The 12,457-nt window shown below is 68.8% G+C and carries 11 protein-coding genes; 5 read left to right on the top strand and 6 right to left on the bottom strand.

Annotated features, from left to right (window positions below; all coding sequences use genetic code 11):
• Nucleotides 1-478: 478 nt before the first annotated feature.
• The gene (locus BMW88_RS41330; protein WP_143116406.1) at nt 479-796 is read right to left on the bottom strand and encodes a hypothetical protein; all 318 of its coding nucleotides are present in this window, start codon (nt 794-796) and stop codon (nt 479-481) included.
• Nucleotides 797-957: 161 nt separating this feature from the next.
• Here BMW88_RS41330 and BMW88_RS34535 point away from each other — a divergent pair, with 161 nt between their 5' ends.
• On the top strand, nt 958-1,413 hold the full coding sequence (locus tag BMW88_RS34535) for a hypothetical protein (RefSeq protein WP_089959271.1): 456 nt from the start codon (nt 958-960) through the stop codon (nt 1,411-1,413).
• Nucleotides 1,410-1,937 carry an HPF/RaiA family ribosome-associated protein gene (locus BMW88_RS34530; protein WP_245778253.1) on the top strand — a complete coding sequence of 176 codons (528 nt, stop codon included), beginning with the start codon at nt 1,410-1,412 and terminating at the stop codon, nt 1,935-1,937. The genes BMW88_RS34535 and BMW88_RS34530 overlap by 4 nt, the downstream gene beginning before the upstream one ends.
• A gap of 167 nt (nt 1,938-2,104) precedes the next feature.
• Here the strand turns inward: BMW88_RS34530 and BMW88_RS34525 are convergent, their stop codons facing one another.
• Entirely contained in the window at nt 2,105-2,962 is an 858-nt protein-coding gene (locus BMW88_RS34525; RefSeq protein WP_089959268.1) for a phosphatidylinositol-specific phospholipase C/glycerophosphodiester phosphodiesterase family protein, read from the bottom strand.
• A 305-nt stretch (nt 2,963-3,267) separates the two neighbouring features.
• On the opposite strand from BMW88_RS34525, the gene pdxY reads away from it, so the two are divergent.
• On the top strand, nt 3,268-4,119 hold the full coding sequence (gene pdxY / locus BMW88_RS34520; RefSeq protein ID WP_089959264.1) for a pyridoxal kinase PdxY: 852 nt from the start codon (nt 3,268-3,270) through the stop codon (nt 4,117-4,119).
• 90 nt (nt 4,120-4,209) lie between these two features.
• Here the strand turns inward: pdxY and BMW88_RS34515 are convergent, their stop codons facing one another.
• Together BMW88_RS34515 and BMW88_RS34510 are read right to left on the bottom strand one after the other, a co-directional pair.
• Complete coding sequence (locus BMW88_RS34515) at nt 4,210-4,731, bottom strand: VOC family protein (protein ID WP_177221558.1); 522 nt, start codon at nt 4,729-4,731, stop codon at nt 4,210-4,212.
• Nucleotides 4,732-5,071: 340 nt separating this feature from the next.
• Nucleotides 5,072-7,345, bottom strand: coding sequence for an ATP-binding protein (locus BMW88_RS34510; RefSeq protein ID WP_089959258.1), 2,274 nt, complete (start codon nt 7,343-7,345; stop codon nt 5,072-5,074).
• A gap of 148 nt (nt 7,346-7,493) precedes the next feature.
• On the opposite strand from BMW88_RS34510, the gene BMW88_RS34505 reads away from it, so the two are divergent.
• A complete protein-coding gene (locus BMW88_RS34505; protein ID WP_089959256.1) occupies nt 7,494-7,925 on the top strand; it encodes a hypothetical protein in 432 nt (143 codons plus the stop codon).
• A gap of 116 nt (nt 7,926-8,041) precedes the next feature.
• Entirely contained in the window at nt 8,042-8,482 is a 441-nt protein-coding gene (locus BMW88_RS34500; RefSeq protein ID WP_089959253.1) for a hypothetical protein, read from the top strand.
• Nucleotides 8,483-8,720: 238 nt separating this feature from the next.
• Here BMW88_RS34500 and BMW88_RS34495 read toward each other — a convergent pair whose 3' ends face one another.
• Nucleotides 8,721-9,581, bottom strand: a complete 861-nt coding sequence (locus tag BMW88_RS34495) for a hypothetical protein (RefSeq protein ID WP_089959250.1) — start codon at nt 9,579-9,581, stop codon at nt 8,721-8,723.
• Nucleotides 9,582-10,008: 427 nt separating this feature from the next.
• A complete protein-coding gene (locus BMW88_RS34490; protein ID WP_089959248.1) occupies nt 10,009-12,315 on the bottom strand; it encodes a hypothetical protein in 2,307 nt (768 codons plus the stop codon).
• Between the last annotated feature and the right edge of the window lie 142 nt (nt 12,316-12,457).

The raw sequence follows: 12,457 nt of genomic DNA, 5'->3' as shown, positions 1-12,457 counted from the left end.
CAAGCTAGCGAGATTCTCCGCGGCTGACGAGAGCGCGGACCGGTTTCACTCGGACAGACTATGTCTTGGACCTTCCCCATGGAATGTCACAACGAGTGACCGCCTGAGCCAGCGTCAAAAGGAAACATCATTTCGAATATTCGCGACCGCCTGGAAGGCCTCCACGCCGATCGGTCGATTCCCCGCCGCCCCTCCGAGCAACTCGGCAGCCAGGTCCTCCCGCCGCCGTGCAGTTCATCGAGTTGCGCCAGCAGGAGTGAGCGTCGGGCGGGACGGCGCGTTCGCCGCGCTGCCGGACGCACACGCCGACCGCTCCCGCCAGGTCGGCCGAGGCTCTCCCCACTATGAGTCACCGGCGTGCTCGGTGTCAGGTGGGTGTTACGGTGCTTTCACATGCCATAGCAAATCCCCGAGAATCTTCAGGAAGACGGCATGCTCGCGTCTGCCCGCCACCGCGGTCAGCTGGTTGCGCCATTCGTCAGATCGTGATGAACCCTGTGGTCCATTTGTCTTCATCCAGCGCGTACTCGTCGATGTAGAAGCCCTCATGGGCCGAGAACTCGCCGTCAGGTTCAAAGTGCTTGACCACCCCGCTCTCATCTTCGGCAACGTGATGTACGTGCCAGAGCAGGAAAACCCGGTCACTCATCCGAATCGCTCCGTCAGTTTCGCCCGAAGTACTTCTTGATCGAATTGTATTCGGAGCCGGCCCCGTGCCGGACTTGCCGTCGGCGAACCTACGACGCATCACGCCGTCCGCTTTCTGGGCCGGGGTGTTGCCCGACGCGTTCCGCACGTGCTCGGCGTGTGATCGATGCTCGACCGGTTACGACCGGACGCCCCGGCACCTCGCGGCGCGCCTCGTGGCGGTTCATACTGGATGCTTCCGGGCTGGGCTCATCGAGGCTGGTGGATCACATGCGGATTCCGAGGCGTCGCCCGCGGCGAGGCGCGAACGTGGCACCTGAGCAGGATTCCACTGCCGCGCATCTGATCGCGCTGCGGTCGCTGCTGGAGGTGGCCACCCGTGCCGTCGCTCTCCAGCCCGCCGCCGAGCAGATCATCGGCGCCTGCGCACAGCCTGGCGACGTCCCGGCGCACGTGGCCCGCCGGGGCGGCCGAGTCGCGTCCGACTACTGCCGGCTGCACGGGTGGGCGATGGACCTCATCGGCGACGCCGACCGCGCGTCACTGGAGTTCCGGGTGACCCAGCTGCTGCACTACCACGCCGAGATGATCGACACGTGCCTCAAGCTCGCCTTTCCGAAGTTCCGGAGCCCCAGGCTCGAACAGCGGCGGCTGGCGTTGCGCGGACTCGGCGAGCCGGCACGCACCCTGCAGGACGCGCAGGCGGCCCTCGCCCTGTGGATCTCCGATCTCGAACAGACCGATGGCGTCATGCCGCCACCGTGAACCGCCTGCGCAATGCCCTGCACGGGCCGCGAAATCGACGACCCGATCGAGACGCGCCCAACGCCGCCGAGTTTGAACCGGCCACGCCCGTGGTATCGACCAGGACCATTTCTGTCCCGTTTCGGAGGGTGCTCATGCAGATCCAGGTCAACACCGACCACAACATCCACGGTGGCGAAGGACTGGCCACCTACGTGACCACCGACCTGGAAAGCAGCCTGTCCCGGTTCAGCGGATGGTTGACCCGAGTGGAAGTGCACCTCAGCGAGGACGGGGGCAGCAAGCCGGAGGACAAGAAGTGCGTCATCGAGGCGCGACCGGGAGGCAAACAGCCGGTCGCGGTCACCCACCACGCGACCACGGTGGACGACGCGTACGCCGGGGCGGCGAGCAAGCTGGGGAGGGTGCTGGATTCCCGGTACAGCCGCGCCCACGACCACAAGGGCAGCGACAGCATCCGTCACATGCCTGCTCCGGAAGACCCGGAGCTGGTCGGCGTGATCGAGGACGAGCCTCGGGACTGACCAAGGCGACACGGCGCTGTACGCATCATTGGCCGAACCTCTGGTCGTGTGCGCTGATCGCCAAGTTGTCGTTGCACGGACGCAATCCTCGGCAGGTGCAGCGTTAACCCCCGCCCAACTGCGCAGTGGGCGGGGCTCCGCCGGATCGGTGGAGCCCCGCTCCCGGTTCAGCCCCTGCGGCGCTCAGCCGGGTCGCTCGCGAGAAGGAACTCCCGCAACCCTGCGAGGTCGTCGGTGTTGATGTGGTCGACGCCGGCCGCGAGCAGCTCGCGCCACACCGCGGTCCGCGCCTCACCCGTCACGTCCGGGGTGGCCCAGAACCGCACCCGGTAGCCGGCGGCGTGTGCCTGCGACACGATGCTGTGGAGCTTCTCCCGCTCGGCCGCGGGCATGGTGCCGACTCCCTGCCACGTGAAGTTCTTCGTCCAGTTGTCGCTGACGAGCGGCATGAACGTGGCGGGGGTGCCACTGCCGAGATCGCTCAGCCGCCCGTCGTAGCCGGCTCGCCGGATCCGCTGGGCGAGCATGTCCTCACGCGGCCGGTTCCCGCTGATGACCACCTCGACCGCGCCACGTCGTTCGTGGCCGTTGACCCATTGGGTGAGCATGGGGCGGAACTCGCGCAGCGCCTCGTCCACGGCCTTGTAGGTCGCCGGACCGTCGCTCTTGATGTCGACCAGCAACTGGAAGGAACCGCGCCAGTGCGGGTAGACGCGTCCCCCGTTCGCGCGCACGGCCTGGGCGAGCGGCTGGAGGTAGAGGCTGCGCAGCGTGCGGCCCGGTTGCGTGTCCACCAGGTCGTGCGCCACGCGAAGTTCGCCGTCCACCAGCCACACGTCCGCCTCCACCGAGGTGAACCCGCGGTCGCGGGCGTCGGCCAGCGGGCGGTCGTGCTCGTAGTCGTTGTGCGCGTGGGCCCGTTCGAGCGGCTGCACTCGGCCCGGCGCGGCAACGGCGCCCGGCAACGGGCTCGCCACGACGGTCACGAGCAGAGCCAGCAGGACGGACAACGTCGATCGCTTCATCGAATTCCCTTCTCCGCGTCCACACGCGAACCCGCGCCGGCGCGGGCGGTGGGCACGCCCAGTGTTTAGCCGTCGCTGGTGGAAAGGTCGCTTCTTCCGGGCGAACACCACTCGACGCGGCGGCAACCAGCTCGCGCGCGTCAGAGGTGGAGGCCCGGATCAGCTGGGCGTTCCCGCCTGCGGATCGGTACGGCAGCGTCACGCCTGAACCAAAAAGCAGTCGCGACTGAGATCTCGCCTACAACGCCGCCTCGACCAGGCTCAGAGCCCCGGCGGTGGTCAGGTGTCCGTTCTAGGGTGGACGGATGAAGGTTCTGTCCATCCAGTCGGTCGTCGCCCACGGCCACGTCGGCAACTCCGCCGCCGTGTTCCCGCTGCAACGCCTCGGGGTCGAGGTCGTCCCGATCCCCACGGTGAACTTCTCCAACCACACCGGGTACGGCGCGTGGCGCGGTCCGCTGCTGCCGCCGTCGGACGTGGCCGAGATCCTGCTGGGGGTGGAGGAACGCGGGGTGTTCCCGCAGGTCGACGCCGTGCTGTCCGGCTACCAGGGAGGCACGGGCATCGCCGACGTGATCATCGACGCGGTGCGCAGGGTGAAGGCCGCGAACCCGGCGGCGCTGTATGCGTGCGATCCGGTGATGGGCAACGCCAAGTCCGGGTGCTTCGTCGCGCCCGAGATCCCCGTGCTGCTGCGCGACCGGGTCGTGCCGGTGGCCGACATCATCACCCCGAACCAGTTCGAGCTGGGCTTCCTCACCGGCACCGAGCCGGCGAGCGTCGAGGAGACGCTGGCGTCGGCCGACCTCGCCCGCGCGATGGGCCCGTCGACCGTGCTGGTCACGAGCGTCGAGCGGCCCGACCGGGAGGAGGGCACGATCGAGATGCTCGTCGTGGACACCACCGGGTCGTGGCTCGTGAGCACCCCGCACCTGCCGTTCAAGGCGAACGGGTCCGGCGACGTCACGGCCGCGCTGTTCACCGCCCACTACGTGCGGACGAAGGACGCGGCGCTGGCGCTGGAGCGCACCGCGTCGAGCGTCTTCGACCTGATCGACCTGACCTACCGCTCCGGTGAGCGCGAGCTGCGGCTCGTGCAGGCCCAGGAGTTCTACGCGACGCCGCGGATGCAGTTCAAGGCCGAGCAGGTGCGCTGAGCCCGAGTCACGCAACGTCGTCGTGGCAATCGGACGACTCGCACGTCCCGCGCGGCTACCACCGCGCGGGCCACAACCCAATCTTCTACTTCAGGCGTTCGCGATCATCGCGGACGTGACATCCGCCCACAACTTCTCACTGCTCGGACTCTTCTCCATCATTTCGATCACCGCTCCGCCGACGTCCGGACCGTCGAGGTAGACCCAACGCAGCGGATCTTGCGGCTCGTTCGTGCCCGCGAGTTTCGCCATGCCGAGCTCTGCGAGCCGAGCGGTTTGCTCATCGAGGTCGGACACCAGAAACCCCAGGTGGTGGAGGCCTTCGCCGTGTTCTGCGAGGAACTTCCCATGGGGCGACTGGTCGTCCAGTGGTTCCAAGATCTCCAGCAGCGTTCCGCCGAGCGACACGAAGCCGACGCGGAGGTTCTGCTGACGCTTGCCCCACCGCATGGGCACGTCGGGCGTTTGGAACTCGAACCGAGAGGTGCCGGCGCCGCCGAGCAACGCCGAGTACGTGGACAGGGCGCGATCGACGTCCTTGACGACCAAGCCCACGTGGTGGATGTCGCCGAGTCCTAAACCGCGGATCTCATCAGATTCCGTGTTGTGCATACCAGCCTCCATTTCGACCCGACCCTGCCGACAGTCGCCGTCGAGTCGCGCACTTCATGATCCGTCTTGAGCACAGATCATATGCTCAACAGATGGTCTGTACAGCCAACAGAGCTGTACGCTGGGTCACATGGCCACGCCTACCTGCGCTCACCCGGCCGGTCGTTCCGTGGCGCTCGCCTGGGCGCGGTTGTTCAGCACGGGGTAGAAGACCAACGCCACCAGGACCAGGAAACGCCGGCGGCGATGTACGAGACCCACCAGCCTGCTCGAGGAAAGCACCCCTTCCCAAGAGCTCAGCGGGCACCATCTGCTGACGATGAGTACCCCGACAACACCGTCAACGTCTCAAGCACTCGCGAACCTCGTCGGCACGCGGGTCTCCGGTCTCGTCCAAGATGGACAGTGCTGCCGTCCAGTGGCTTCTGGCCACCTCCGGGCGATGGGTGTGGTCGTAGAGGTTGCCCAGGTACATCAGGGCGTGTGCCTCGCCGTGCCGGTCCGCGGTGTTGCGGCTGAGGTCGAGGGCCTGGGTGAGGTAGTCGAGCGCGTCGTCGTACTGACGCAGTCCCAGGCACGCCTCGCCCAGGTGGAGCAGCGTGGTGCCCTCGCCGTGCCGGTGGCCGATCCGCCGGCACAGCTCCAGCACTCGGAGGAAGTTGTTCCGCGCCTTGTCGTAGCGGCGCAGGCCGAGGTGCGCCTCGCTGAGCGTGCCCAGGGCGATGCCTTCGAGGTACGGGTTGTCCAGCGCCTCGACGAGGGGCAGCGCGAGCTCGGCGTGGCCGAGCGCCTCCTCGTGGCGGCGGTGGCCGAGGCAGGTGTTCGCCAGGTTGACCAGGACAGCGGCCTCGCCCCACCGGTCGCCGCTGTCGCGGAACAGCGGCCGGGCTCGGTGGAAGTGCTCGATCGCGTCGTCGAACCGCCCGGCGTCCGCCAGTGCCCCGGCGAGGCCGTTGAGCATTCTGGCCTGACCGTTGAGATCGCCGGAACGGCGCGCGCACGCCAGACCGATCTCGTGAGCCGTGATGCGGTCCGACCAGTGCTTGCGCAGGTAGTAGAAGCTCCACAGGTTGTTGGCGAGCTGCCAGGCCGCGGTGTCCAGGCCCGCCTCGGCGGCGGCGGCGATGACGGCGACCAGGGTGGCCCTCTCGGTCTCGCACCAGACCAGTGCCTCGTCGAACGTGGTCAGGGCACCGGGGTGGCGCGGCGGTGGCGTCGCGCCGGTCAACGCCCGGTGGCGTCCGGGATGCAGGAGCTGGTCCGCGGCCGCCGCGGTGTGCAGGTAGAAGCCGGTCAACCGGAGAAGAGCCTGGCGCCGTGCTGCCGGAGGCTCCTCGGCCTCGACCCGTTCGCGGGCGTAGGCGCGGAGCAGGTCGTGCGGTGCGAACCGGTCGCGGCCGGTGTGCTCGATCAGATGGGTGTCGGTGAGGCCGTCCAGGAGGCGCCTCGCCTCCGTGGCACCGACATCGGCGAGAGCCGCGACGGCGGCCACGCCGATGTCCGGACCGACGTGCAGACCGAGCAGCCGGAACAGCCGCGCCCCACCGGCGGGCAGCGCGTGGTACGACCAGGAGAAGACCGGCCGGACCGCGGTGTACTCGTCGGTCCCGGTGCTGAGCAGGTGCAGTCGCCGCTCCTCGTCGGCCAGTTCCCCGGCCACGTCGGCGAGCCCGGTGTGCGGGCGGGTGACCGCGCGCTGGCCGGCCACCTGCAACGCCAGCGGCAGCCGGGCGCACAACCGCACCAGCTCCGCGACAGCGGCCGGTTCCCGGCGGGCCCGGTCCGGCCCCACGACCGCGCGCAGCAGGGAGGTGGCCTCCGCGTCCGGGAGACGGTCCAGGTTGATCCGGACCGCGCCGGCGCTGACGGCCAGCCCGGCGAGGTTCACCCGGCTGGTCACCAGCACCATGCAGGAGCCGGACCCGGGCAGCAGCGGCCGCACCTGTTCCGCGTCGCCGGCGTTGTCCAGCACCATGAGCACCCGCCTGCCGTCCACCAGCGAGCGGAACAGGGCCGCCCGCTCGGCGACGGTGGGCGGTAGCTCGGTGATCGGCACGCCCAGCGCTCGGAGGAACCCGTCCAGCACCGCGTCGGCCGTGACCGGCGGGCCCAGGTCGTAGCCGTGCAGGTTGACGTACATCTGGCCGTCCGGGAAGAGCTCGCGCACCTGGTGCGCCCACGCGACGGCCAGCGTGGTCTTGCCGACGCCCGCGGTGCCGTCGATCACGGCGATCGCCACCGCCCCCGGCCGCGTCCCATCCTCGGCCCCGGCGGCCGGGGGCAACAGCGCGGTCAGCCGGCTCAGGTCGCCGGCCCGCCCGGTGAAGTGCCGCGGCACGGCAGGGAGCTGGCGCGGCACGGGAACCGGCGGTGCTCCCGGTTGCCGGTCACGACGCGGCACGAGTGCCTGCAACCGCCGCAGTTCCTCATCGTCGAGCCCGAGTGCCTCCGCGAGCGCACGCACCGTGCTCGGGTACGGGCGGCGACGCTCACCGCGTTCCAAAGCGCTGACAGCGTTGACACTCAGGCCTGCTTTTTCGGCCAGTTGTTCCTGCGTCAGGCGCGCACGCTCACGCAACCGGCGCAACGCCGGTCCGAACAACTCGGAATTCATGGTCCGTCCCCCCGAAACCCACCCGACCCATTCAAGCCCACACACACTGCGACTGTGTAGGTGCGCGTGGGTGGTCTGCGGGGCGGATGGATTAGACGCTTCGGGTGTCCGCTCCGCCGTGGGGCGGCACGAAGAGCCGGGAGAAAAGATGCACCACATCAGGAGGTTCCTCGTCACCGGCGCGTTGACCGCGGGCCTCGCACTCGCGGCTGCTTCCGGCGCGGCGGGGTCCGCGACGGCCGCACCCGCGCAGCCGGACACCACCGGTGTCACCGCGTCGCCGGACGGCGCTCTGGCATGGAGCTGTGGCGCCTGGGGTGAGGTGCTCCCACCCGCGGTGTGGGGGAGGTCCTGCCGCAACTCGGTTCCCACCCAGGGCGCCGGAGAGGCCTTCAACGGCCGGTCGTACGACGTCCGCCTGCGGATCACGGTCAAGAGCCGGGCGCCGTGGGGCGACGTCTACCTCGGTGCCTGCGACCAGTGGGTCGCGCCGGGGACCTACTTCCGGTGCGGCGACTTCACCCTGGGCGCCGTCAGCCAGTACCCGGTCGTCGCCTTCCTGCAGCAACTCCAACCGTGAGCCTCACACACTCGGAGTGTGTAGGTGCCTGTGGGTGGTCCGTCGGGCATATGGATCGCACTCTGTTGTTGCGCACGCGTTGAAGACGGCGCCACAAATCACGGAAAGGCAATGGAATGTCTGCTGTTCTCAAGAAGTCCGCGGCGACGGCGGTGCTCGCCGTCACGATGACCACCGGCTCGGTCCTGGCCGCAGCTCCCGCGCAGGCCCTGCCGGCGCCGGTGACCAGTTGCGGGCCTTCCGTGAAGGCCGGCGCGACCGGGCTGCACCTGCAGACCTGCGTGACCCGTGACGGCATCTCGGTGACCGGGAGAACCAGGGTGACCAACGCGGGGCCGGCCGCCCACTACGTCGCCGAGATGCAGACCAAGATCAACTGGGGTGCCGGCGGGTACTCCGTGTGCCCGGTCAACAGCTGGATCCAGCCGGGCATTAGCGGCTCCTGCACCGATCCCGTCGTCTCCGTCACCAACCAGCCGTCCCACTACATCGGCTGGGCGAGGTACTGGGACGGTGTCGCGTACGTCTGGGTGAACGCCAACTCCCCCAGCATCTGAGCCGTCGGGAGGAAGGCGGCCGCATAGCGGTGGCGGTCGGCCTGCACTCCGCGATCGGGAGTTGCGCCACTCATCGAGCACAGCACGGCCTTCTCGCGGGTGCGCGCGAAGGCCGTGCTTTTTCCGGATCGATCGGGAAGACCTTCGGAGCAGAGACGTTTATTTTCAGTCTACACTGAAGCTATAGGGAATGCCGTCCACTGCTCTGCCGGGCTCATGCGAACCGAGACTGAGTGCCTCACACCTGCAACCCGGCCGGTGTCTTCGTGCGCTCTTCCTGCCGCGTGTCAGCCGAGTAGTGGGCGACGGCGATCGCCCCGGCGATCGCCAGGACGAACCCGGTGGTCGCGGCGGTCACGTAACCATCGCGGACGTGATCGCCGAGGTAGACCAGTCCGACGAACGACGACAGCGCCGTGTTGGTGGTGAACATGATCGCGGTGACCCCGGTCGGACCGCCCTTCTGCAACGCCATCGCGAACAGCACCGCCGCGACGAGTCCGTTGCAGACGATCGACCAGGCCGCCGGTTCCAGGACGAGCCGCCACGCCTCGTCCGGGAGGTGGAGCGTCCGTGCCGAGATGCCGACGACGCCGTAGGCGACACCGGAGCCGAACGCCAGTGCCACCGTCGCCCGGACGTGGTGGTGGCGTCGGGCGTAAACGGCGATCGCCGCCACCGGGATCGCCGAGGCGACGAGGATCCACCGCCACTGCGGTGGCAGGGCCTGTGCGGGACCTGGCTCCGCGGACACGCCCAGCAGCACCAGGCCGGTTGCGCCGACGCCCAGCGCGCCCCACCCCGGTGCACGCAGGTGGGAGCCCATGAGCGCGCTGATCATGGCGGTCACGCCGACGCTGAACGCGAGCATCGACTGGACGAGGAACAGCGGCAGGCGGTGCAGTGCCGCGGAGGCGCAGGCGAACCCCAGCAGGTTCACGCCGAGACCGAGGAAGTACAGCCACTGGCGCCGGAGAGCGATGAGATCGAGAGACCTTCCGCCGTACGCACCCGCACGCCGGACACCCACGGACTCCAGGATCGAACCACTGCCTGACGCCAGGGTCGCCAGCACGGCGAGGAGGTAACCCAGAGCCATTCGTCCATTGTGGCAGCCGGTGGTCGTGGCGCTTTCAACGTCCCCGTCGAGGACGGCTGGTCCGGCACCTGCTGTGACAGGCAGCACTCCCCCACCCAGCGAGGTAGGCGGCGAGGCGCCCCGGGATCGCCCGGGAGGACCGAGCCGCCACGCTCGGCACGGCGTCGACGGGACCTTGCCGGGCACGACGGTCTCCGCTTTGCGACGTGGGTGCGCGGTCGTGCCCGGCCGGGGCGAGAAAATGGCGGCGGTGCGCCGCCGCGTGACCTGCTCCAGAAATACGACCGCCTTCTTCGGCACGCGAAGTCAAGCAGGTGCTGACTGACTGCCGGCTGTAGCGAAACACTGTGTTGTGCGGTGATCACGCGGTGCTGGAGATTTGTCCACGGCACTGAAACCGAGGCACGAAATCCACCAGTCTCCCCTGCTACTGAGCGGCCGAGCGAAGCGACTGCAGCAAGTCACGTGCGAGCTGGGTGTCGAGCGCCATGTGCAGGCGGGCACGAGCGAGATCGCCCACCATGTCCACCATGTCCTCCTGCTCCGGATCCAGGTGGCGGAAGAACTCGTCGACCGTCTGGCAGAAGATCAGGTAGCAGGCCGCTTCGGCGCGCAGTTCCTCGGCGTAGCTGAGCGGTGCCTTGTCGTCCGGCCAGATGCGGTCCGCGATCTCGGTCAGTCGCGAGGGATCGGTGACCGCGGTCTGCAGCTCCTTGACGAGCTTCTGCAACTCGGCCGACTCACCTGTCTCCGCCCGTCGGGTCACACGCGCGGCATGAGCGAACGCGCGGACCTTCAGACCGAGGTCCTGCCGCACCAGTTCGCGCGTGACGTCGGCCAGATGCGGGCAGTCCGCCTGCAGGTCGTGCAGCGCGATCGCGACCCGGCCCAGGTCGCGAGGTAGCCCGCCGGACATCGCGTGGCACAACCAGACGAACGGTTCCGGGATTCCCAGTGCTCGTCGCTTCAGCCAGTCCCTCGACTCCACGAGGGTGAACGGCTGGACGTGGATCATCGTCGTAAAGGAGCTGTCGAACGCGTCGCGAGCAGGGATGCCGCGCCTTTCGAACGCGGTCAGCGCGTCGTCGGACATCGACACGAGGAAGAGGCAGTGCGGTACGCCGAAAACTCCCTTGATCTCGTTGAGGAACCGCTGTGCCTCCTCTGGATCGGAGATCTTGTCCAGCTCGTCGATCGCGATGATGATGCCGCTCAGCCTCTCCGGTCCCTTGCCCAGGACCTCGACCACCAGTTCCATGAAGTCGCGGAAGCGGTCGACGACCTCGGGATGTGTCCACGGTTGCTCGGCACGGGCCAGCGACCGGTTGAGGCCCAGGTCGGAGCCCAGCGGCGCGCTCACCTTGCCGGACCAGCCGGAGGTGCGGGTCTGGAGGAAGCGGATGCGATGCATGTGCTGTTCGGCGACGGCGCGCAGGGCGGCGTGCGCCGGGTCTCGTGGCTCCTGCGACGACAGCCGTTCCGAGAGGCGGTAGGCGGCGACCGGCAGACCCACGAGCAGGCGCAGCACCACGGAGAACACCAGGTCCAGCACGGCTTCCAGGGCGTACAACGCCGCCAGAACCGCCGGGACGATGCGCACGTGCCAGTCGAGCACGAAACCGGGCAGGTCCGACCAGGCTTGCGCGGCGGTGGACACGGCCCCACGCCACAGGACGGCCGGATCACCCGTCCAGCCCCACACGAACTCCGCGTACCCCAGCGCGGCCGCGGCCGAGACCGACGACCCGACCAGGGCGCGGGTCCAGGTGCTCAGGGTGCGGCGAACGACCCAGCGTCCGCGCAGCCTCGTCCACAGCCGCTTGGTCTCGGAACCGGTCGTGCGCTCCGACACCGACAGGAAGTCCAGGACGGCACGACACACGTGCGCGTGGAGGTGCAGAACGAAGTCACGGGCGTCGTAGCGCACCGGAGCGCTTGCCAGCACTCCGAGCATGGGACCTTTCCTGGTGAACTCGCCGGCCACCGCGCGCTCGATGATCGTCGTCTTCCCCGCCCCGCGTGGACCCGCGAGCCCGACGGCGCCGGGCATCGACCGGTTGACCTCTCGTTCGCAGGCCTCGACGGCGGCGGTGTGGACCAGGGGGCCCTGTCCCGCGGGGAGGGTGAGCCCGTCGGCGTCGCGCAACCGGATCTCGAGCTCGAGCGATGGCGTCTCCTTCTCGCTCAGCCACTGCCGGACGCGGTCGGACAGGGCGTCATTGCGCAACTCCCGCTCCCCGACCCACTTCTCGGCGGGGATGATGGCCATCAGCGGCAGCACACCCATGAGCCAGCGGATCCAGACCAGGGTTTCCAACGGCAGCAGCCACCACCCACACGCCGCGGTGGTGACGAGGGCCACGATCGTCAGCATCACGATGACGGTCGAGGACAACGACTGCCCGAACAACAGCACGATCGCGAACCAGAGCGCTGCCGGCAGCGCGACAACCGTCACGGGCAGCAGCTCCCGCAGCGGACGAGCCGACGGCTTCGGCCAGGCCCTCGGGCGGCTCTTCAGCTTGTCGTCGAACTCCCCCAGGAGGTACTCGACGTGCTCGTAGGTCTGCTGGCCCGCGATGTGGACTTCAGGATCGTTCAGCAGTTCCTTCACCGCGTTGGCGGGCGTGATCTTCAGGCGCTTGATCTGCTCGTCGAACTCACCGCGCTTGAGCACCCGTTCCAGGGCCTTCTCCAACACCAGCCGAGAGGGACCGCTGGCGTGCTTGACCATGAAGCCTCCGATGCAAGATCCGCAGCGGGGAGCATTGTGGCGCGGGCCGAACGCCGGATCCCGCCGTTCGGCCGAGCACCACTCGTCTGGCCCATTTCTCGCGGCGGACCTCGTAGCTCGCCACGCGATGGCGTCGACTCAG

Source organism: Lentzea xinjiangensis, assembly GCF_900110955.1.
In the GTDB taxonomy this organism is placed as follows: Bacteria; Actinomycetota; Actinomycetes; order Mycobacteriales; family Pseudonocardiaceae; genus Lentzea; species Lentzea xinjiangensis.
This window is presented reverse-complemented; position numbering and strand designations above follow the sequence as displayed.

Bases quoted from the DNA above. Each gene is read 5' to 3' on its own strand.
- BMW88_RS34525 (WP_089959268.1), bottom strand. From the start codon at position 2,962: ATGAAGCGATCGACGTTGTCCGTCCTGCTGGCTCTGCTCGTGACCGTC.
- BMW88_RS34510 (WP_089959258.1), bottom strand. From the start codon at position 7,345: ATGAATTCCGAGTTGTTCGGACCGGCGTTGCGCCGGTTGCGTGAGCGT.
- BMW88_RS34515 (WP_177221558.1), bottom strand. From the start codon at position 4,731: ATGCACAACACGGAATCTGATGAGATCCGCGGTTTAGGACTCGGCGAC.
- BMW88_RS34500 (WP_089959253.1), top strand. From the start codon at position 8,042: ATGTCTGCTGTTCTCAAGAAGTCCGCGGCGACGGCGGTGCTCGCCGTC.
- BMW88_RS34495 (WP_089959250.1), bottom strand. From the start codon at position 9,581: ATGGCTCTGGGTTACCTCCTCGCCGTGCTGGCGACCCTGGCGTCAGGC.
- pdxY (WP_089959264.1), top strand. From the start codon at position 3,268: ATGAAGGTTCTGTCCATCCAGTCGGTCGTCGCCCACGGCCACGTCGGC.
- BMW88_RS34490 (WP_089959248.1), bottom strand. From the start codon at position 12,315: ATGGTCAAGCACGCCAGCGGTCCCTCTCGGCTGGTGTTGGAGAAGGCC.
- BMW88_RS34505 (WP_089959256.1), top strand. From the start codon at position 7,494: ATGCACCACATCAGGAGGTTCCTCGTCACCGGCGCGTTGACCGCGGGC.